Raw genomic sequence first — 18,628 nt, forward strand, 5'->3', positions numbered from 1 at the left:
GGCACCGTTCGGGTGGATTCCGTCACCTGACCAGTCCGCGGGCGCCGCGGCCCCGAATCACTGTCAGACGTCATGGCACCGCGTAGCCGGGCGTCGGGTGAGGTGGAGGCAGCTTGATGGTCGAGGGTGTGCGGACGAGTCTGCGCGAAAACGGCGGCACCGGAGCGGAGCCGGCCGAAGCGAGCCTGATGCAACGGGTCGCGGCCGGGGACGAGCAGGCGTTCGCCGATCTGTACGACGTGGTGGCGGGACCGGTGTGGGGAGTGGTGAACCGGGTCGTCCGCAACGGCACGTTCGCCGAGGAGGTGACCCAGGAGGTCTTGGTGGAGGTCTGGCGCACGGCGGCCCGGTTCAAACCGGGCAAGGGCAGCACCCTGGCCTGGGTGCTCACGATCGCGCACCGGCGAGCCGTGGACAGGGTGCGTTCGCATCAGGCGGCGCTCGATCGGGACGACCGCGCGGGACGGCTCGATTTCCGGCGTCCCTTCGACGAGGTCGCCGAGTCCACCATCGCCAATCTGGAACAGGAGCGGGTGCGTCAGTGCCTGTCGGCGCTGACCGATCTGCAACGCGAATCGGTCGTGCTCGCTTACTACAACGGTTACACCTACCCGGAGGTCGCGGAAGTGCTCAAGACCGCGCCCGGCACGGTGAAGACCCGCATCCGCGATGGACTCATCCGGCTGCGTGACTGCCTGGGGGTGGGGCAATGACGGCGGAACTGCACACACTGACCGGGGCCTACGCCGTGGACGCCGTCCCGGACGAGGAGGCCGTGGCGTTCAAGCGGCATCTGCGGGGCTGCGACGCGTGCCGGCAGGAGGTCCGGGAACTGCGGGAGACCGCGGCCCGCCTGGGCAGTGCGGTCGCCGGCGCACCCCCGCCTCGGCTGCGGGAGGTGACCCTCACCGAGATCGCGCACGTTCGGCAGTGGCCGCCGCTGGTGGCGGCGGTCCGCCGCGCCGAGCCGGTGAAGAAGCCGTCCGTGCGGATCGCCCTGCTGGGTGCCGCGGCGGCGGCCGTCGCGGCGCTGGTGTTCGGCCTGGCCACCACGACCACCGAACCGGGCGGCGACCCCGCCCAGCAGCAACTCGCCGCGGTGAACACCGTGCTCACCGCGCCCGACGCCTCGACGGTGAAGGGCGCCGGGACGACCAGCGTGGTGATCTCGCAAAGCCAGGGCAAGGTCGTCGTGCTGGCGAACGACCTGCCGCCACTCGCGCCCGGCCGGGTCTACCAGGTCTGGCTCATCGGTGCGAGCGGCGTGCACTCGGCCGGGCTGATGACGGAGGACGGTCCACATCGGACCCGGCCGATGCTGGCGGATCTGCCGCAGGGCATCGACCGGGTCGGGATCACCGCCGAGCCCGCGGGAGGTTCGCGGACGCCGACCAACCCGGCCGTCGCGATGCTCTCCCTCGTCTAGCCACTAAAGCAGGTCCGTGAAGGCCCCCTTGAGGGACTCAGAGTCCCTCAAGGGGCCTTCACGGCATCGAGATCTAGAGGCCGGTGAGCCGCCCGCAGGACTGCCACAGCTCGTGGCGCTGCGCGGCGGTTTCCCGGGTCTTGCCGAGGTAGTGCGTCGGCCGCTGGGCCCGGTCGTGCCAGAACATCCCGTTGTACCGGCCCGGTTCTTCGGCCGCGGCGAGCCAGACGAAGGTGTCCGCGCCCTGCTCGGCGTCGCGCAGGATCGGCCGGGTCACCTTCTGGAAGGTCGGCAGTGAGGTCGCGACGCCGGGCGTGTCCGCCCAGCCGGGGTGGGCGCTGTGCACCGTGACCCCGGAGCCGTCCAGTTCGTCCGCCCAGAGTTCGGCGAGGACAACCTGCATCCGTTTGGTGCGCGCGTATCCGGCCGCCGGCCGGTAGGCGCCCTCGCGATATTGCAGGTCGTCGGCGCGCAGCGGCTGGCCGTACATGCCGCCGGAGCTGATCCAGATCACCCGCGCGCCGTCGGCGAACTTCGGGCGCAGCAACGCGGTCAGCAGATGTGGTCCGAGCACGTGGGTGGCCAGCATCAGTTCGTTGCCCTCGGCGGTTTCCCGGCGTTCCGAAGGCATCACACCGGCGTTGTGGACGAGGATGTCCACCTCGCCGTCGAGGTTCTTGGCGTAGTCGCGCACGGACGAGATCAGGCTGACGTCGCAGTGGTCGACGACGACCTGTCCGCCGGGCGCGGCGCGTTCGATCTCGGCGCGGGCGGCGTCGCCGTCGCCGCGGACCGCGATCCGGACGGTCGCGCCCAGTTTCGCCAGCCCGATGGCGGTGGCCTTGCCGAGGCCGGCCTTCGCACCGGTCACGACGGCGACCTTGCCCGCGAGCGCGTCCGGCCGCGGGTCCTCGGGCCACCATCGCTTGCGCAGAAGGTGCCCGATGCTGCTGTACCCGAGCAGCGTCCGGTCGAGCAAGGTGTCGGCGGCCCTGGTCACGGCGGACATGCGGGACTCCTCTGATCGGGGCGGTCGGTTCACATCTCGTAGTACATCTGTGCGGGAACCAGTGCCCAGACCGTTTTCCCGGTCGGCTCGGCCCGGAAACCCCAATCGCGGGAAAGCTGACCGACCAGCCGGAGCCCGTGGTGTTGCGCCGCGGACGCTGAACGCAGGTCAGGATCGCCGTCGGAGACTTCGACCATGAAGCCGCGAAGGCGCCGGGTGATCCGGAGATCACCCGGCGCGGCGGTGTGCCGATAGGCGTTGCTGACGAGTTCGTCGATCACCAGGAGCAGGGCGCCGAGCGGCTCGGCCTTGCCGCGGCCGAAGCCGAGGTGCTCGGCCACGACCGACCGGACGCGCCTCAGGTCGGGACGATCACCCAGGTCGAGGGCGACTTCCGCGGCGCCCGCGACCCGGCGGCACAGCCGCTCCAGTTCGGCTTCGAGATCCGCCTGCCCACCACTCATCGCACCCAGCTCCCCTTCGCCGAACACCTCTCGCAAGGTGTTCGTCACCGAAGGCGTCGCGGACGGGCGCCTACTGGATGCGAGGCCCGGCCTTGGCCGAGAAGCGGAACTCGATGGTCGTCGGAAGAGTGTCGAGGTCCAGGGCCTGGCGCAGGCGCGGGAGCCCCTCCTCGGTGACGCGCTCGCGGACGGCGGCCAGATCGGCGTCCTGCTCGGCGCTCACCACCAGGGCCAGTACCGGCGCCTCCTGCGTGCCGCCGAGCGTGGCATGCGCGTCGTGCACGCCGGGGTAGGCCGCGATCTCGGTGGCGAACGGCTCCACCGCGGTGCTCGCGGCGAGCGTCGTATGGCCCGCGTCCTCGTCGAACCGCCAGGTGCGGCTCTTGGGTTTGCGCACGGGCTGCGCGATGAGCCAGCGCAGTGTCAGCAGCCCGAGGACCACCGCGCCCGCGGCGACGGCGTACCAGGCCCAGGTGGGCGGCATCGCCGTGCCCGGAACGAGTGCTGTGTCCGGTTCGAGCAGGGGAATCCCGCCGAAATGGGTGCCGACGGCGAACGCGCCACCGGCCAGCAGCACGAGCCCGGTCAGGATCAGCAGCGTGCGGTTCAGCCGGGCGGGACGGTTGAGGTCGGTCATGACGGGCTCCTGGTGGCCTTGACCCGGACGCGTACGGCCGGGACGGTGGCGGGGCCGATCTGGGCGAGGCGGTGCTCGACGGCGGCGCGGACGGCGTCGGCGAGCCCGGCGGTGTTCGTGCGCCCGGTGGTCACCACCGAGACGACCTTGCGCCGCTTGACCTTCAGCTTCGCACCCGAGACGCCGTCCACTGTGGACGCCGCGGTGCGCAGCGTCGACCGGTAGCTGCGCCGGGAGGCGCCGGAGTCCGGGCTGCCGTCCAGGGGCAGCACGGTCGGCCTGCCCGGGACGACCGCGCTGACGAGCAGGATCAGCCCGAGCAGCGCGGCGCCACCGCCGGCGAGCGCCGGGAGCGGATCGCTCCAGCGGACGCCGTGCAGCGCGGACGCCACGGAGTCGTAGCTGATCCAGGGTTTCTCCCCGATGATCAGCTGGACCGCGACGGTGGCGGCCAGGACACAGCCGGCCAGCACCACGAGGGCGACGAGCACGGCGGGAAGGCTGCGGCGGGGGCGCCGTTTCATCGGACCCTCCTCGATTCGGGCTCCGCGGCATGCAGAGCGGTGACCGTGAAGTCGACCTGGGTGACGGTCAGCCCGGTGAGTTCACCGACACGCCGGATCAGGTGCTCCCGCGCGGTTTCCGTGGTGGCGCGGACCGAAAGCGGGTACTTCACCGAGAGCCGGACGTCCAAAGTGGCCGTTTCGGCGGTGACGTTCGCGCTCACTTTCGCGCCGTGTTCGAGGTCTTCGCCGCCGACGGCGATCCCGAGCACCCGCGACGCCGCGCCGCCGATGCCGTCGAGTTCGGTGATCGCCCGCGCGGCGATCCGCTCGACGGCACCGCCGGCCACGGTGAGCCCGCCCCGCCCGGCCGTTTCCGGCGAGGCGGCGGTCATGGTCGTCATGGCGGTCAGCCCCGGTCGCGGCCGGCCAGGGCCGAAAGGTCGAGCTTGCCGTCGAGGAACCGGCCGACCAGCAGGCCGAGGGCGGCGAGGACGAGCACGACGAGGAAGGCGCCGAACCCGCCGAACGCGCCGGCCACGCCGAGCACGAGACCGGTCAACAGGCCGAGATGAGTGGCGTTCATGAACGTTCTCCTTGCTGTGGCGCGCGGACCGGCGCCACGGGTCACTGGACTCGGCCGGATTCGGTGCTTTCGTCGGTGTCGTCGTCGCCCGGGATGTGGACGTCGGACACGGTGATGTTGACCTCGACGACCTCGAGCCCGGTCATCTGCTCGACGGCGCCGATCACGTTGCGCCGCACCGATTTCGCGAGGTCGGCGATCGCGACGCCGTACTCGACGACGATCTGCAGGTCGACCGCGGCCTGGCGCTCGCCGACCTCGACGGAGACGCCCTGCCCGGCGGACGCGGTGGCGCCCGGGATGCGTTCGCGCAGCGCGTTGAAGGCCCGCTGGGCGCCGCCTCCGAGCGCGTGGACGCCGGTGATCTCACGGGTCGCGAGGCCCGCGACCTTCTGCACGACGGTGTCGGCGATCGTGGTCACGCCTTGAGCGGAGTTGAGCGCGCCGTTCTCGGCAGCGGAGTTCGAGTTCGCCTTGGCGGGGGTGGTGGCGGTGGTCGTCATCGCAATCTCCTCGGTTCGGATTCCGTTGCTGTCCGGGAAGTTCCGTGGGATGTCCCGTTTCGCTTCCACACCCCATAGACCCAGTCGCGCCAAGATCGTCACGACACGATCGTGTGGTCTGGATCTCACGGACAGTGGGTATCTCTTCGGGGTGTCGTCTTCAGGTACCGGATGGCCGGCCCTGGTCTTCTCGCGAGTTCTCTGTTAGGAAAGGTTCCTAACTAACTCGGGTTTGGGAGGCGACGTGCGCGGACGTGGTCTGGCGGCAGCGGCGGTACTGGTGGTTCTGTGCGGTGGCTCCGCCGCCGTCGCACCGACGACGACGGCGGAGGCCGGCGCCCGGGTGGCGCGGAACATCATCTACATCCAGGGTGACGGCCTCGGTCTCGGGCAGCGGAACCTGCTCCGGCTGGCGCTGAAGGGAAAACACGGCGAACTGGCGCTGGACAAGCTCGCCGTCACCGGCCTGGTGCGCACTTCCTCGGACGACCCCGACGAGATTGTGACCGACTCGGCGGCCTCGGCCACCGCGCTGGCCACGGGGCACAAGACGCGCAACGGCGCCGTCGGAGTCGATGCCGAAGGCCGTCCACTCGAGACGGTGCTGGAGCGGGCGAAACGGGCGGGGAAGTCGACCGGGCTGGTGACCACCGCGCAGGTGACGGGCGCCTCGCCGGCGGCGTTCGCGGCGCATGTGCCCAGCCGGGACTCGCAGAGCGACATCGCCAAGCAGTACATCGAGAACAGCCGCCCGGACGTCCTGCTCGGCGGCGGCGAAGACTGGTGGTACCCGAAGGGGAACCCCGGGCTCTGGCCGGACAAGCCGGGGGAGGAGAGCCGCAGCCCGTACGGCAACCTGGTCGAACGCGCGCAGCGAACGGGCTACACCTACGTGCGCAACGGTGATGAACTGCGGGACACGCGCGCGAACCGGCTCCTCGGCCTGTTCGCGAACGAGGACATGATCGACTACGGCCCGGACGGCGTCGGCAAGTACGCGCCGCGGGTCCCCCTGCAGCAGATGGCGCGCAAGGCGCTGGACACGCTGTCGAAGAATCCGCGCGGGTTCTTCCTGTTCCTGGAGGAAGAAGGCACCGACGGGATGTCGCACGAGAACAACGCGCACGGCGTGATCGACGCCGGCCGTTCGCTCGACGCCACGGTCGCCGAGGTCATGCGGTTCGTCCGCACGCATCCGGACACGCTGGTGATCATCGGCGGCGACCACGAGACCGGCGGCCTGAGCATCGAGAACTACGACTCGTCGGAAACCGGTCCGGAGCACGAGAACCAGGACGGCCCGTTCGCGATCCCGGGTTCGAAGCTCGAGTTCACCGTGGACTGGACGACGCACGACCACACCGGTGCCGACACCCCGGTCAACGCCGAGGGGCCCGGTTCCGCCCGGTTGGGCGGCACGGTCGAGAACACCGAGGTCTATCACGTGATGCGGGAGGCCGGGAGGTTGTGAAGCCTCTCGCTCCGATCAGGCCGTGACGGAATCGATCAGCCGGTTGTACCGGAGCCTCAAAGCGCGTTCGACGGCGGAGAGGGCTCCGGCGGCGGTCATGGTGATGGTCGCCCATCCGGGGAGCCGGATCGGTGCGGTGAAGGTGCCGACGTGCTCGGCGATCACGGGGACTTTGGTGACGGTCTCGATGCCGTGGAGAAGGCCGAGGGCGAGCGCGGCCAGGAGGATGGTCAGGGTCACCGCGCCGACGAGGGCGCTGGTCCGGGGGAACCGCTGCCCGAACCGGGCCCGTAGTCCTTCCTGGGAACGATGGTGGGGGCGCAGCGCCTGCTCGCCGCCGCTGTCGGAGACGAAGTGCATGCGCTTCAGCCCGAACGCGCTGGTGGCCACCTCGATGACGCCGCCGTCCACCGGAAAGGTCGTCGGGAGGTTGGACCGGTTGATCTGGACGCCGTCCCGGTACAGCGCGGCAGGGCTGCGCCCGGCGGCGGCGTGGTGCTGCTTCTTGGTCTTCGCGTCGGCGAGGTAGCGGACGTCGACGGCGTAGGCGTTGCTCTTGCCCGCGGGGGCGGGAAGTTCGAGGAAAAACAGCGAACGGGAGAAGACCTGCCAGAGCCGGTACTCGGCGAGCGCGCTTCCGTCCCCCGGCCGGACCTTGCCGAGCTGCCAGCGCTGTCTCAGCTTCTTGACCATGCTTCGCTTCCCTCTTCGGTGAACGGCTCACGACTGTCGCCCCCAGTAGAAAGTGTGCCGTCGGGGCATAGTCAAGTCGCACTGGAACGCCGATCGGGTGAACACCGGCGCCTTAGGGCATCCGCCAAAGGCAAAGGCAAAGGCAAAGGCAAAGGCAAAGGCCGGAGGCGCGGGCGACGGGAGCGCGTCGGGTGGGTCGAGCTGTACTCCGACCTGGTGTTCGTGTTCGCGATCGGCCAGGTGACGCACGGCATCGTAGCGCCGGCTGGGTGGGGTGGAACGTGACGGAGCGTGAGAATGAGTGCGTTCAGTGGGTCTGGATTCCGGTGGCGCTTGTCGCACTCCACCGGACGCCGTACGCGAATCCGGGTGCGAGGCCCCTAAACCTCACGTGTACTTCGCCCGCAACGTCAGGCGTCAGCTGCAGGCCGCTTGTGTCGCCGTCTCGGACGTCGTCTTGAAAGACTCTGTCCAGTTGGACGACCTGGACTGTGACAGGTAGGGCGAAGCGGATGTGCAGATCGAACAGGTCGACCGGGTGCCGGGGTACGCAGACGAAATGCGTGTGTTGCAGCAAAGCGCGGATTCGCAACGTGAAGTCATGTCGTTCGCCGCGCTCAAGCGCCTTCGGCAGCTGAAGTCCTAGTCCGATCCGTTCGCTCGATTCCATGGCGCGAGTGGTCAGGCGTCCACCATGGAAGACGTCAATCTTCACGTCTTCTTGAGTGTTGCCGCCTTCACTCGTCCGTGAGGCCAATGTCATTGCTAAGTCGAGCTCGGAGATGTTATCGGAATCTGCGACGATCCGGCGGAACTCGAACGCCTCGGCCGTCTGTTGGTCGAGGGCGACCGCTACTCGTAGCTCTTGGGTGTGCCACATTCGGCTCGGGCGCACAGGTTCTCGGGCTTGCGCTGCGTCCATTGCCAGTATCGCAAGGTGCTCAATACCTTCATCGATACGGCGGCGAGCCGTGCGGTCGTCTCGACCCAACAAGCTAGCCACTCGTCGAACTCGGTCCTGGTAGAACGCATTCTGTGCCTGTTCGTGGAGTGCGAAGGCTGCAAGCACGGCGACACGTAGGTCATCTGGCAATGCAGAAGTCAGAGTCAGCAAGCCCTCCGAGGCCTTCTGTCGGATCGCCGCGTTGTTTTCATGATCCGAGATCTGAAAGATAGCCCTCAGGGCAGGTCCGATTCGCTCGCTGATCTGCGGTGCGGAGATGCCCCTTCCTCGGCGGAGTAGTTTGAGTTCCGCGCCTATGTCTGCGGCGCTGACGTTCATCGCTGAACTCCGATGGATGCCGGCGTCTCGTCCGATAAGAGGTCGGCCGCGCGGAGGCTGGTCCCGCTAGTTGTGTTTCTGGAGACCGTAGGAGGCGTCCTTCGCGCGGCCGCGCTCAAGCAATCCTCCGTGACTGGAACCTGCTGAACCCGTGCCCGAATTGTCCTGCGAGCAGGCAGCTCCCCCCGGCGGCGGCGAGGGCGGCCTCCAACGTAAACCCGCGAATGATCAAGAATCCGGTGAAGACCTGGATCATGATCACGATGATTATCGTATCCCACGGGTAACTGCGATGCGCTCTAGGAATTGGATCGGGAGTGCAGGGCTGATCCTTGGGTGCTAGTGACATGGGACTGCGAGATCCTCTCTGACATTGACCTAGGCGTCGTATCCACTGAGGTGCGGCAGGAGTTGCAGTTCCGGCCGCGTGGACAGGCTGAGTCTTGCGCAGAGTGTTCAAGATCGGTAGAGGGACTACGCTGAGTAGTGATGCGGTAACAGACTGAAGGGGCCGCCGGCTGCAACCCCGGGGCCCCTTCGGCGACGCGCCTAGGTCAATAGACAGATCGCGACAACAGGATTGCTGATAGGGCCTGCAAAGTCGCTGAATGTCATCTTTTTGACCATGATCTGTCCGGTTGTTGTCCACTGGGCGCCCGTCTGTCCAGACTGGCCCAGTGTGACGGTAGTCGCTGGTCAGCATTATGACGATGTCAATGCCCGCACGGCGCACCAGTCGTCCGCCATATGGGGTCGACGCGCCAACGCTGGCTTTCATGCGATGAGCATGGCCGAATTGCTGGTGAGGGGTTGTTAGTGTGCATCGCAGGTGCGCCACTCGCCCATTGGCGACACTAGCCGATGTGGCGCGCAAATGTTGCCTTAGTGGGAAAGTAGGGGTTGCGCGGTGCAAAGTTCTTGTACCGCAGGGAATTCGGTGCTTCACATATTGGGCCTCGCAAGATCGCTATTCGCGAGGATCTGCTGCTCGTCGGCCGACTTCCCACCGTCTCCACGATCCCGACGGCCTGAACGGGGGGCTTACCGCAGTTGCAGGGCATCGATGAGCCAGCGGCCGTCCTGTTCGACCAAGGTGAGCTCGACCCGGCCCCGGTCGACGCGCGCTTGCGGGCTGTTGGTGTTGGTGATCGTCTGGTTGACGAACAGCGCGACCACCACCCGCTCGGTGGTCGCGCTGACGATCCCGGATTGCAGCACCGTGCTCTTGGACACCGCTTTGTACTGCTGCAGAAGAGGTTTGATGCCGTTGGTGGTGTCCTGGTACTGCTGGGCGAAGGCCGGGGTGGAATTCCCGGCGACGGTCTTGAAGTTCTCGTCGAGCTTGCCGAAGTCGTAGCTGGTCAGGTCGACGGCGTAGCGGCCGGCGGCGGCGGAGCCCTCCGCCCGCGCGGTGGCCAGCTGTTCTTGCCGGTACCACTGCCATCCCGCGTAGGCGGCCGCGCCCACCAGCAGCAGAGCCAGGACACCCGCGATGATCCGGCGCGGGTGCAGCGCAGCCTTGAGCCCGGCCTGGCCGGGCGGGGTTTCCTCGTCCGCGTCCTCTTCGGGGACCTCCACCCCTTCGAGAGGTTCGGTTTCTTCGGAGGGCGGTTGTGCCTTCGGCCTCCTCGGCACCGGCGACGGAACGACGCGGGTGGTTTCCCTGGCGGCGGGCGTGCGGCCGGCCACCCGGCGGGTAACGGTCTTGACCTGGGAGTTCTTCATCATCGTGCTCCTTGCAGATACAGGGAGGACCAGGAGTCGCCGGACGACGGGTTCGGCCCGCCGGGTGGGGGTGCGGTCGGCCCACCGGGTCTCGGGGCGTTCGCCGCACCGCGTACCCCTGCGCCGTCCTTCTGGCCGCCGGGGCAGTGGAAGTCGAGTCCGGGTTCTCTCGCCGCGGTGTCGGTCGGCGTACGGCGCTCGACGGGGTAGTAACAGATGCTGCCCTGCGCGAGCACCAGAGTGAACGCGGCGTGGTCGTCTCTGGCGATGCTCGCGAGCGCGCCGAGCCCGTCCGGACCGTCGGTGAGCAGGGCCCGCAGGGCTGAGACGCGGTCGGCGGTCACTTCGAGCGGGGACACCAGATTGGCCAGCAGCGCGCCGATCACCGGCTGGTTCGCCCGCAGCAGCGGAACGAGTTGCCGCGCCAGCTCAGGTGCCTTTTCCAGCAGCGGCGTCACTCGGGGGACGAGGCCGCGCAGTTCACCGGTCATCCGGTTGAGCGAACTCACCAGCCGGGGCAGGCGCGCCGTGGTGCCTTCGCCGAGGAAGTCCTTGGCGTCGCCGAGCAGATCGGTGACGGTGGGCCGCATCGAGTTGAGCCCGGCGACGATCTCACTGCCGTTGGCCATGAGTTCTTCGAGCTGCGCGGTTGTCCCGTTCAACCCGAGGGACAGGTCGTCGGCGATCAAGGAGACCTTGTCCAGGTCGACGCTGTCGGTGAGCCGCATCAGGTTCACCAGAACGGTCTGCAGAGGCAGCACCTTCGTCGTCTGTCCTGAGTGGATGATCGCGCCGTCGGTCAGGTAGGGCTCCTTGTCCGCGGCCGGGCGCAGGTCCAGGTGTTTGAGCGCGACCGCGGTGTCCTGAGCCACGGCGACGGCGGTGTCGGCGGGTACCCGCAACCGGCTGTCGAAGCTGATCTCGATGTCCACACCGGACTCGTTCGGGCGCAGCCGCACCGCGTCCACGGTCCCGGCCTGCACCCCGCGGTAGGTCACCGGCGCGCCGGGTGAAATGCCGCCCGCGTCGGACATCTGGACGGTCACGTGCGTGGCGTCCCGGAACTCCGCCGGGCCGACCGCGGTGACGCCGAGGTAGATCGAGCAGCCGACGCCGATCACCAGGAACAGGGCGATCTGCACCAGGGGCAGCCTGGTGCCGCCGCGAATCCTCATCGGGTCCCTCCCAGCAAGGGCTGCCCGGCGCCGCCGGGAACGGGCGCGCCCGCGGCGGCGGGCGCGCCGCCGAGGAACGAGGTGAACAGGGACGCGAGCGAGCCCGGCACGTTGACGTTGAGGTCGATGTTGAGATAGTCGCCCGGAATCGTCTTGTCCAGCACCCCGCTGACCGTCTTCAAGGTGCCGAGTGTCCGGCCGAGGTCACCGGCGAACCCGTTGAACGCGTCGAGGATCGGGCCGAGATCGCGCGCCATGCCGGTGATCGAATCCTTGGTGCGGCCGAGGGTCTCACCGGCGGTGTTCGCGAGTGGGGTGAGGCTCGCCAGCATCGCGTTCAGGGAGCCCTGCTGGCTGTGCAGCATGTTCACCGCCGGGGTGATCTGGGCGAAGGCGTCGTCCAGCAGGGCCTTGTTGTCGGCGGCGGTCTTACTCAGCCGGTTGAGCGAATCCAGGGTGCGCTTGAAATCGGCGGTCCGGCCATCCAATGTGGACAGAATGCCCTCGATACGGGTCAGCAGCTCACGGATCTTGCCCTCGCGCCCGGACAGCATGGTGTTGAGTTCGGTGATGATCGTTTTAGCCTGCTCGAACCCGCTGTTCTCGAGGACCGTTCCGAGCACGGCGAGGGTGTTCTCGATATCCGGTCCGCGTGCCGTGTCGGTGGCCGGGATGACGGCGCCGGGGGCCAGGACCTCACCGCCCGATCGCTGCGGTGGTCGCAGGTCCACGTACTGGGCACCGAGCGCCGTGCTCAGTTTCAGCTCGGCGCGGGTGCCTCGCGGCAGCCGGACGTCGTCCCGCAGTTCGATCAGCACGTGGGCCTGGAAGTTCTCGGACCGGGTCGAGAGCACCTTGCCGACCGCGGCGGGCCCGAGTTTGACGTCGCCGCCCACCTGCAGGCCGGAGATCTCGGTGAAGACCGCGGTGACGCGGTAGGAAGGCCCGTCGACACCGGTCACCGCGTCGAGACTCTGCAGGCTCACCCCGCAGCCGCCGAGCAGCCCCGCCAGCAGAAGCGGGCCGATCGCTTTGCCGCGCATCACTTGCCTCCTTGCGGTGTTGGTGGCACAGGTAGGCCGAGCGGATCGTTCACCGACGGCGGGAACCGGACCGGGTTGATCAGCCCCGCACCCGAGCACAGCGGGATGGGGAACTTCTCGCACAGCTGTTTCCCGGCCGCGAACTGCGAAAGGTTCGTGGACACGTCCAGCCGGGTGCGGAGCCGGTCGTCCTCGGACACCGCCCGGCTGAGGTTCTGGGCGCCCAGAGGCAGCGTGTCGAGGATCTCGGCTATCTGCGGCCCGTGGGCGGCGACGTCCGCGACCACGTTGTTCAGCTGCGACAAGGAAGTGCTCAGCGTGCCACCGCTGTTCTTCACCAGATCGGCGACGTCGGTGAGGGCCACCGAAAGGTTCGACATCGTGGTGGCGATGGTCTCCTGCTGCTTGCCGAACTCCGCCGCGGCCAGGTTCACCGAGCCGGTCACCGAATCGACGGTGCTCTTGTTCTTGTCCAGCGTGCTCACCAGTGCCTTGAGCGTGTCCAGGAAGGCGGCCACGTCCGGCAGTTCACCGGCCACGAAACCGCTCGCCTGGGCCACGTGGGTGATCGCGTCCTTGAACGCGGGCCCGTTACCGTGCAACAGATTCGCCACCGAGTCGAGCAGTTCGCCGAGTGGCGCCGTCGTTTTCCCCGGCTCGGGGCCGAACGTGGTGAGCAAGGTGTTCAGCGACGCCATCAGGCTGTCCCACTTCACCGGCGCGTGCGCGCGTCCGGCCGGGATCACGCCACCGTCGCCCAGGGTGGCGCCCGCGGTGTAGGCCGGGGTCAGCTCGACGTACTGATCGCTGATCACGGCCGGCGACATCACCCAGGCCTGCGCGTCGGCGGGCACTTTGGTGCCTTCGGGAAGGGAAAGGCTGACCCGGACCTTGGCCCCGAGCGGTTCCACGGCGGTGACCTCGCCGAGGGGCACGCCGAGCACCCCCACCTTGCTGCCGGGGTAGATCCCGTCCGCCTGCGGGAATTCCGCCACGATGGTGAAGGCCGGTGCCGGGCGGAGGGCGAGGATCGCGCCGCTCACCAGCAGGGTGGCGACACAGAGCAGGGCCAGCACCCGTGCGGCCGCGTTCATTTGCATCCCTTCACGACACCCAGGGCGCAGAGGATGTCGTCCGGAACCGGGCCCGCCGGTCCGGTGACGTCCAGCCAGGGACCGTTGCCGCCGGCGTTGGCGAGATACCGGCCGGCCGGAGCCAGCAGGTCCAGCGTCCGGCCGATCTGCCGCTGGTTCTCGGCCAGGGTCTTCGAGACCGTCTCCAGCCGGTCCAGCAAGGGTTTCACGATCGGCCGGTGAGTGTCCAAAAAGGACCGTACCTGAGTGCTCAACGAGGCCAGATCGGCGATCAGGGTCTCCAGGGTGGCCTTGCGATCGACCAGGGCCTTGGTGATCAGGTCGGCGTCACCGAGCAGCTTGACCAGGCTGTCCTGCTGGCTCACCAGGGTGCCGGTCACCGACTGGGCGCCGGCCAGCAGGCCCTTGAGCTGTTCGCTGTACTTGTCGAACACGGTGGTCGCCGCGCCGACGCCTCGCAGGGCCTGTGCGGCCAGGTTCGCGTCCGGGGTGTTCTGCCGCAGAGTGCTGATCATCTGTTTGAGCGCACCGAGATCGAGTTGCTCGGTGGTCTTGGCGGCCGAGCGGCCGAGGTCGTCCAAGGAGAACGGGACCGAGGTCCGGGCGAGCGGGATCGTGCCGCCCGCGGGAATCCGGCCGTCACCCCGCGGCTGGACGTCGAGGTACCGCTTCCCCAGGATGGTCTGCAGTTTGACGCCGGCCGTGGTGGCCGCGCCCAGCGTCTGGTCGTGGTCGAGCCGGAGGCCGACCCGCACCCGGTCACCCGCGAGTTCGACGGTGCGCACGCGGCCGGACGGCACCCCCGCGATGAACACCTGGTCGTCCGGCCGGAGCCCGGAGGCGTTCGCCAGTTCGGCCGCGTAATCGGTGGTGCGCTGGTAGAACACGACCTGCGGCAGGACGATCGCGGCCGCGACCGCGGTGATCAGCAGGAACAGCCCCGCGCCGGCGAGCTTGGCGGGATCGCGTTCGCGGAAGGTTCTCCTCACCGGCACACCTCCGAATGCGGGCCGCTGCCGATGTCCACCGGCGGGCCGATGATCTCGATGCCGAGGTTGCAGAAGTAGATGTTCGCCCAGCCGCCGTAGCCGAGGATGGTGTCGACCTTGCCCAGCAGCTTGGGCAGATCCTGCAGGGCCTGGACGATCGGTTTCTTGTTCTCGTCGAGTTTCCCGGACAGCGTGAACAGCGACTTCAGGTCACGGTTGATCGAAGGTTGCGTCTGTTCCACCACTCCGGCAACGGTTCTGGCCAACCGGGCTCCGCTGTCGAGCGCGTCCATGATGAGCTTCCGGTCGCCCGCCAGCCCGCCGGCCAGGGCGCCGAGCCCGGCGATGAGATCCTTGAAGTCCTGGGCGTGCCCGATCGTGCTGTCCAGCACCGGCTGCAGGTTGGCCAGCACCTGCCCGATCACCTTGTCCTGCCCGGCGAAGGTGTCGGTCAGGGAGACGATCCGCGAAAGCAGCGCGTTGATGGTGGGGCCTTCACCCTGGAAGACCGCGACGATCTCCTTGGCCAGCTGGTTGACGTCGGCGGGCTGCAGAACGTCGAAGATCGGCTTGAACCCGTTGAACAGGGTCGTGAGATCGAGCGCGGGTGTGGTGCGCTCCAGCGGGATCGTGGCGTTTTCGGCGAGCGAGCCCTGGGCCCCGGGCCCCGGGAGCAGGGCGATGTACCGCGCGCCGAGCAGATCGGCGTAGCGCACCGCGGCGCCGGTGTCCGACGGCAGTTTCTGGTCGGTGGTCACCTCGAACGACACCAGCGCCTTGCCCTCGCGCAGCATCACGGAGCCGACCTCGCCGACCCGGACGCCGGCGATCCTGATGTCACTGCCGGGTTTGACCCCGAGCGCGTCACTGAAGACGGCGGTGAAACCGGCGGTGTCCGTCTGGAACGGACGAGTCAGGGTGTTGGCCACCAGCACGGTGCACAGCCCGCAGATCGTGGTGAACACACCGAGTTTGACCAGGGTCGGCGCCATGCCACGCAGCGTCCTCATGGCATCAGCACCTGGGTCCCGCGCAGGATCGGGCCCGCGAGCAGCCCGAGGATCCCGGTGCGCGCGCCCGGATCCGGCCGCGGCTGGCCTGACAACCCGTCCGCGAACCGGGTGAGGGCTTTCGCTTCGGCGTCACTGCCCACCGGGCCGGACGCTCCGCCGAAGGACGGGGGAGCGACGACGGCGTCCGTTCGGGGCGGTGCTTGCCGTTGCTTCGGGACAGACCCGCAGTTGGGTCCGGACAGGAGGCCGTAGCGCGGGCAGTCGGCCGCGGTGTACGGCTGCACGCCGTCCAGCGTGACGTCGAGATCGACCGGCAGGGTGTGGCCGTTACCGACCACACCGGCGATATTGGTCATCAGCATGCCGAAACTTCCGTAGAGGTCGGTGATCCCTTTCGCGTTGTCGGCGAGCGTGCTGGTGACCTTTCCGCCCGCGCCAACCAGGCGGATGACGCGATCCTTGTTGTCCCCCAGGAGTTTCTGCCCTTGCCCTATCAGTTCGAGGCCGCCGCTGAGCAGCGCCTCGATGTTGGCTTTCTGCCGGAGGAGTTCCTGGGAGAGGGCAGTCGCGTTCTTGAGCGCCTGGATGCCTTCCGGTGCGACGTCGTCGAGTTGCTCGCTGAGATCCGCCACGAAACCGAGGGTGTCGCTGAACGTGGTGAGCAGGCCCGGCGCGTCCGCGGTGAGGTCGTAGGCCTGGTCGATCAGCTTGCCGAGGTCGGCTCCGCGGCCCGAGAGCGCCTGGCTCACCGCCGCCAGCGCGGTATTGATCTTCGCGGGCTGCACGGACTGGAGGACACTGAACAGCCGCTTGAAGGCCGTGTACAACTCGACGGTCTCGCCGGAGGTGTCCGCGGGAATGGGACGGCCGGTGTCCAGGCTGCCGCCGCCGGGGCGCTCGGGCGGCGCCAGGTCCACGTACTGGTCGCCGAACAAGGTGCGCGGCAGGATCCTGGTGCGCACCCCGGCGGGGATGTTCTCGACCTGGCCGGGGGAAAGCCGGAGGGTGAGCCGCGTGCGAGCGTGGTCGCTGTGCACCGCTTCGACGGTCCCGACCACCACGCCCCGGTACTCCACTGTGGACCGTTCCATGATGCCGACGCTCTGGGCGGGGATGTCCGAGGTCACCGACGGATCGGCGCTGAGCGCCCCGGCGCCGTACGCGACCACGAGCACGATGACCAGTGCCCCGGTGACGATTCCGGCGATACCGCGCAAGGCGAGCGTCCTGGCGCTGGTGAACCTGCGCGCCATCATCCACCCGCCCCCGATCCGGGAAGGGTCGGATAGACGCCCCAGAAGGCGAACGACAGCAGGATGTCGGCCACCATGATCAGCACGATGCTGGTCCTCAGTGCGCGGCCCGCGGCCGTTCCGACACCTTCCGGGCCGCCGCCGGCGGTGTAGCCGTAGTAGCAGTGGGCCAGGGTCACGAGCATCGCCAGCACCAAGGCCTTCGCCAGGGACAGGAGAATGTCCTGCGGTGGCACGGTGAGGTGGAAGTAGTAGTCGTAGTTCCCGCCGGACTGGCCGTTCGCGGTGACCACGATGAACCGGGTCGCCACGTAGGACGCGAACAGGCCGACCAGGTAGAGCGGGATGACCGCGATGAAGGCGGCGACCATCCTGGTGGCCACCAGGAACCGCAGTGAGCGGACCGACATCGCGTCCAGCGCGTCGATCTCCTCGGCGATCCGCATCGCACCCAGTTGCGCGGTGAATCCCGTGCCCACCTTCGCGGCGAGGGCGATCCCGGCCACGACGGGTGCCAGTTCGCGGGTGTTCACCAGGCCCGACATCGCGCCGGACAACGGGGAAAGGCCCACCAGGTCGAGGCCGCGAAAGCCCTCGAAGCCGATCTGTGAGCCTGTCACGAAACTCATCGCGAAGACGACCCCGATGGTGCCGCCGCCGGCGAGCAGGGTGGCCGAACCGAAGCTGATCTCCGCGACCAGCCGGACGATATGCCGCCCATGGTCGGCCACGGCGCGAGGTATCTCGGCCGCCACCCGCAGGTAGAAGGTGAACTGCGCACCGGCTTCGGTGACCGCGCCCAGCCCTCGGCGCCACCAGGGGCGAGCCTTCCGGCCGAGCGTGCCGAGCAAACCGACGAGCGGGACGGACATCAGAAACCCCCGTCCGCGGGGGAGATCAAGGCGTAGAGCTCGCCGATCCCGACGTTGGCGAGGAACACCAGCAGGAACGCGAGGACCACCGCCTCGTTCACCGCGTTGCCGACACCGGCCGGCCCGGCCTTCACGGTGATTCCCTTGAAACAGGCGACACCGGCCGCGAGCAGGGCGAACACCGCCGACTTGACCTGGGAGACCAGGAAGTCCGACAGATGGGCGAAATCGGTCATGGTGGCCAGGAAGCTGCCCGCGGGGACGTCCAGGACGGTCACCTGGAACAGGAAGCTCGCGGAGATGCCGACCGCCATCACGAGACCGTCCAGCAGCATCGTGATCACCACGGCCGCGGCGATACGGGGGAGCACGAGGCGTTCGAGCACCGAAAGGCCCATCACTTCGAGCGCGTCGGTCTCCTCGCGGATGGTGCGGGCGCCGAGGTCGGCGCACATCGCCGAGCCGCCGACACCGGCGATCATCAGCGCGCAGACCAGCGGTGCGGCCTGCCCGACGATCAGCAGCCCGACCACGGCCCCGCTGTAGTTCTGCGCGCCGATCTGCGCGGTCAGGGAGCCCACCTGGGCGGCTACCACCACGCCGAACGGGATCATCACCAGGATCGAGGGCAGCGCGGTGACTCCGGCGAGGAACCACATCTGGTTCAGGGTTTCGCGGACGTTGAACCGCCGGTGCACGATCGCCGACCTTGCCGCGACCAGGGTGTCGGCGGCGAAACCGAACAGGATCCCGATCTCCGCGACCGAGCCGGTGCGCCATCGTGCAGGTGCTGTCATGCGGCCCCCTTGCCTGCGCCCGGCTACCTACTCTGCGGTAAGAACGAGTCAACGTAACGCAGGTTACGCAACAAGCGTTATGGAAGCTAGGAT

General features: G+C 68.4%; 21 protein-coding genes. 3 read left to right on the forward strand and 18 right to left on the reverse strand.

The window, feature by feature from the left end:
* The first annotated feature begins 116 nt into the window (after positions 1–116).
* The gene (gene sigK, locus ACLJRL_RS34540) at positions 117–713 is read left to right on the forward strand and encodes an ECF RNA polymerase sigma factor SigK (protein WP_410660559.1); all 597 of its coding nucleotides are present in this window, start codon (positions 117–119) and stop codon (positions 711–713) included.
* Positions 710–1,426 carry an anti-sigma factor domain-containing protein gene (locus tag ACLJRL_RS34545; RefSeq protein WP_410660560.1) on the forward strand — a complete coding sequence of 239 codons (717 nt, stop codon included), beginning with the start codon at positions 710–712 and terminating at the stop codon, positions 1,424–1,426. The genes sigK and ACLJRL_RS34545 overlap by 4 nt, the downstream gene beginning before the upstream one ends.
* Positions 1,427–1,499: 73 nt before the next feature.
* Here ACLJRL_RS34545 and ACLJRL_RS34550 read toward each other — a convergent pair whose 3' ends face one another.
* The 7 genes from ACLJRL_RS34550 to ACLJRL_RS34580 all read right to left on the reverse strand — a co-directional run bounded on the left by ACLJRL_RS34550 (position 1,500) and on the right by ACLJRL_RS34580 (position 5,128).
* A complete protein-coding gene (locus tag ACLJRL_RS34550; RefSeq protein WP_410660561.1) occupies positions 1,500–2,435 on the reverse strand; it encodes an SDR family NAD(P)-dependent oxidoreductase in 936 nt (311 codons plus the stop codon).
* Positions 2,436–2,464: 29 nt separating this feature from the next.
* The gene (locus tag ACLJRL_RS34555) at positions 2,465–2,899 is read right to left on the reverse strand and encodes an ATP-binding protein (RefSeq protein WP_410660562.1); all 435 of its coding nucleotides are present in this window, start codon (positions 2,897–2,899) and stop codon (positions 2,465–2,467) included.
* A 70-nt stretch (positions 2,900–2,969) separates the two neighbouring features.
* A complete protein-coding gene (gene amaP, locus ACLJRL_RS34560; protein WP_410660563.1) occupies positions 2,970–3,536 on the reverse strand; it encodes an alkaline shock response membrane anchor protein AmaP in 567 nt (188 codons plus the stop codon).
* Positions 3,533–4,060: a DUF6286 domain-containing protein gene (locus ACLJRL_RS34565; protein ID WP_410660564.1), complete on the reverse strand. Its 528-nt coding sequence runs from the start codon at positions 4,058–4,060 to the stop codon at positions 3,533–3,535. Before ACLJRL_RS34565 ends, amaP begins: the two co-directional genes overlap by 4 nt.
* The gene (locus ACLJRL_RS34570; protein ID WP_410660565.1) at positions 4,057–4,443 is read right to left on the reverse strand and encodes an Asp23/Gls24 family envelope stress response protein; all 387 of its coding nucleotides are present in this window, start codon (positions 4,441–4,443) and stop codon (positions 4,057–4,059) included. Before ACLJRL_RS34570 ends, ACLJRL_RS34565 begins: the two co-directional genes overlap by 4 nt.
* Before the next feature lie 5 nt (positions 4,444–4,448).
* The gene (locus tag ACLJRL_RS34575; protein ID WP_037321503.1) at positions 4,449–4,625 is read right to left on the reverse strand and encodes a hypothetical protein; all 177 of its coding nucleotides are present in this window, start codon (positions 4,623–4,625) and stop codon (positions 4,449–4,451) included.
* A 41-nt stretch (positions 4,626–4,666) separates the two neighbouring features.
* A complete protein-coding gene (locus ACLJRL_RS34580) occupies positions 4,667–5,128 on the reverse strand; it encodes an Asp23/Gls24 family envelope stress response protein (RefSeq protein ID WP_410660566.1) in 462 nt (153 codons plus the stop codon).
* 244 nt (positions 5,129–5,372) lie between these two features.
* On the opposite strand from ACLJRL_RS34580, the gene ACLJRL_RS34585 reads away from it, so the two are divergent.
* Positions 5,373–6,599 carry an alkaline phosphatase gene (locus ACLJRL_RS34585; protein ID WP_410660567.1) on the forward strand — a complete coding sequence of 409 codons (1,227 nt, stop codon included), beginning with the start codon at positions 5,373–5,375 and terminating at the stop codon, positions 6,597–6,599.
* A 15-nt stretch (positions 6,600–6,614) separates the two neighbouring features.
* On the opposite strand, the gene ACLJRL_RS34590 is transcribed toward ACLJRL_RS34585, so the two are convergent.
* The 11 genes from ACLJRL_RS34590 to ACLJRL_RS34640 form a co-directional block, all read right to left on the reverse strand.
* On the reverse strand, positions 6,615–7,292 hold the full coding sequence (locus ACLJRL_RS34590) for a hypothetical protein (protein ID WP_410660568.1): 678 nt from the start codon (positions 7,290–7,292) through the stop codon (positions 6,615–6,617).
* Positions 7,293–7,599: 307 nt separating this feature from the next.
* Positions 7,600–8,574 carry a hypothetical protein gene (locus ACLJRL_RS34595; protein WP_410660569.1) on the reverse strand — a complete coding sequence of 325 codons (975 nt, stop codon included), beginning with the start codon at positions 8,572–8,574 and terminating at the stop codon, positions 7,600–7,602.
* Positions 8,575–9,615: 1,041 nt separating this feature from the next.
* A complete protein-coding gene (locus tag ACLJRL_RS34600; RefSeq protein WP_410660570.1) occupies positions 9,616–10,302 on the reverse strand; it encodes a hypothetical protein in 687 nt (228 codons plus the stop codon).
* Positions 10,299–11,474, reverse strand: a complete 1,176-nt coding sequence (locus ACLJRL_RS34605) for an MlaD family protein (protein WP_410660571.1) — start codon at positions 11,472–11,474, stop codon at positions 10,299–10,301. The genes ACLJRL_RS34600 and ACLJRL_RS34605 overlap by 4 nt, the downstream gene beginning before the upstream one ends.
* Positions 11,471–12,517: an MCE family protein gene (locus ACLJRL_RS34610; RefSeq protein ID WP_410660572.1), complete on the reverse strand. Its 1,047-nt coding sequence runs from the start codon at positions 12,515–12,517 to the stop codon at positions 11,471–11,473. Before ACLJRL_RS34610 ends, ACLJRL_RS34605 begins: the two co-directional genes overlap by 4 nt.
* Positions 12,517–13,611, reverse strand: coding sequence for an MCE family protein (locus ACLJRL_RS34615; RefSeq protein WP_410660573.1), 1,095 nt, complete (start codon positions 13,609–13,611; stop codon positions 12,517–12,519). Before ACLJRL_RS34615 ends, ACLJRL_RS34610 begins: the two co-directional genes overlap by 1 nt.
* Positions 13,608–14,600 carry an MCE family protein gene (locus ACLJRL_RS34620; protein ID WP_410660574.1) on the reverse strand — a complete coding sequence of 331 codons (993 nt, stop codon included), beginning with the start codon at positions 14,598–14,600 and terminating at the stop codon, positions 13,608–13,610. Before ACLJRL_RS34620 ends, ACLJRL_RS34615 begins: the two co-directional genes overlap by 4 nt.
* Positions 14,597–15,610, reverse strand: a complete 1,014-nt coding sequence (locus ACLJRL_RS34625) for an MCE family protein (protein WP_410660575.1) — start codon at positions 15,608–15,610, stop codon at positions 14,597–14,599. The genes ACLJRL_RS34620 and ACLJRL_RS34625 overlap by 4 nt, the downstream gene beginning before the upstream one ends.
* Positions 15,607–16,869 (reverse strand): MCE family protein, encoded by a 1,263-nt coding sequence (locus tag ACLJRL_RS34630; RefSeq protein ID WP_410660576.1) that lies wholly within the window; start codon positions 16,867–16,869, stop codon positions 15,607–15,609. Before ACLJRL_RS34630 ends, ACLJRL_RS34625 begins: the two co-directional genes overlap by 4 nt.
* Complete coding sequence (locus tag ACLJRL_RS34635) at positions 16,866–17,738, reverse strand: MlaE family ABC transporter permease (RefSeq protein ID WP_410660577.1); 873 nt, start codon at positions 17,736–17,738, stop codon at positions 16,866–16,868. The genes ACLJRL_RS34630 and ACLJRL_RS34635 overlap by 4 nt, the downstream gene beginning before the upstream one ends.
* Positions 17,738–18,535, reverse strand: a complete 798-nt coding sequence (locus ACLJRL_RS34640; protein WP_410660578.1) for an MlaE family ABC transporter permease — start codon at positions 18,533–18,535, stop codon at positions 17,738–17,740. The genes ACLJRL_RS34635 and ACLJRL_RS34640 overlap by 1 nt, the downstream gene beginning before the upstream one ends.
* Between the last annotated feature and the right edge of the window lie 93 nt (positions 18,536–18,628).

Source organism: Amycolatopsis sp. lyj-112, assembly GCF_046549055.1.
Taxonomy (GTDB): domain Bacteria; phylum Actinomycetota; class Actinomycetes; order Mycobacteriales; family Pseudonocardiaceae; genus Amycolatopsis.

Bases quoted from the DNA above. Each gene is read 5' to 3' on its own strand.
- ACLJRL_RS34545 (WP_410660560.1), top strand. From the start codon at position 710: ATGACGGCGGAACTGCACACACTGACCGGGGCCTACGCCGTGGACGCC.
- ACLJRL_RS34605 (WP_410660571.1), bottom strand. From the start codon at position 11,474: ATGAGGATTCGCGGCGGCACCAGGCTGCCCCTGGTGCAGATCGCCCTG.
- ACLJRL_RS34615 (WP_410660573.1), bottom strand. From the start codon at position 13,611: ATGAACGCGGCCGCACGGGTGCTGGCCCTGCTCTGTGTCGCCACCCTG.
- ACLJRL_RS34570 (WP_410660565.1), bottom strand. From the start codon at position 4,443: ATGACGACCATGACCGCCGCCTCGCCGGAAACGGCCGGGCGGGGCGGG.
- ACLJRL_RS34640 (WP_410660578.1), bottom strand. From the start codon at position 18,535: ATGACAGCACCTGCACGATGGCGCACCGGCTCGGTCGCGGAGATCGGG.
- ACLJRL_RS34580 (WP_410660566.1), bottom strand. From the start codon at position 5,128: ATGACGACCACCGCCACCACCCCCGCCAAGGCGAACTCGAACTCCGCT.
- ACLJRL_RS34590 (WP_410660568.1), bottom strand. From the start codon at position 7,292: ATGGTCAAGAAGCTGAGACAGCGCTGGCAGCTCGGCAAGGTCCGGCCG.
- ACLJRL_RS34600 (WP_410660570.1), bottom strand. From the start codon at position 10,302: ATGATGAAGAACTCCCAGGTCAAGACCGTTACCCGCCGGGTGGCCGGC.
- amaP (WP_410660563.1), bottom strand. From the start codon at position 3,536: ATGACCGACCTCAACCGTCCCGCCCGGCTGAACCGCACGCTGCTGATC.
- ACLJRL_RS34630 (WP_410660576.1), bottom strand. From the start codon at position 16,869: ATGATGGCGCGCAGGTTCACCAGCGCCAGGACGCTCGCCTTGCGCGGT.
- ACLJRL_RS34565 (WP_410660564.1), bottom strand. From the start codon at position 4,060: ATGAAACGGCGCCCCCGCCGCAGCCTTCCCGCCGTGCTCGTCGCCCTC.
- ACLJRL_RS34625 (WP_410660575.1), bottom strand. From the start codon at position 15,610: ATGAGGACGCTGCGTGGCATGGCGCCGACCCTGGTCAAACTCGGTGTG.
- ACLJRL_RS34575 (WP_037321503.1), bottom strand. From the start codon at position 4,625: ATGAACGCCACTCATCTCGGCCTGTTGACCGGTCTCGTGCTCGGCGTG.
- ACLJRL_RS34555 (WP_410660562.1), bottom strand. From the start codon at position 2,899: ATGAGTGGTGGGCAGGCGGATCTCGAAGCCGAACTGGAGCGGCTGTGC.
- ACLJRL_RS34635 (WP_410660577.1), bottom strand. From the start codon at position 17,738: ATGTCCGTCCCGCTCGTCGGTTTGCTCGGCACGCTCGGCCGGAAGGCT.
- ACLJRL_RS34595 (WP_410660569.1), bottom strand. From the start codon at position 8,574: ATGAACGTCAGCGCCGCAGACATAGGCGCGGAACTCAAACTACTCCGC.
- sigK (WP_410660559.1), top strand. From the start codon at position 117: ATGGTCGAGGGTGTGCGGACGAGTCTGCGCGAAAACGGCGGCACCGGA.
- ACLJRL_RS34550 (WP_410660561.1), bottom strand. From the start codon at position 2,435: ATGTCCGCCGTGACCAGGGCCGCCGACACCTTGCTCGACCGGACGCTG.
- ACLJRL_RS34610 (WP_410660572.1), bottom strand. From the start codon at position 12,517: ATGCGCGGCAAAGCGATCGGCCCGCTTCTGCTGGCGGGGCTGCTCGGC.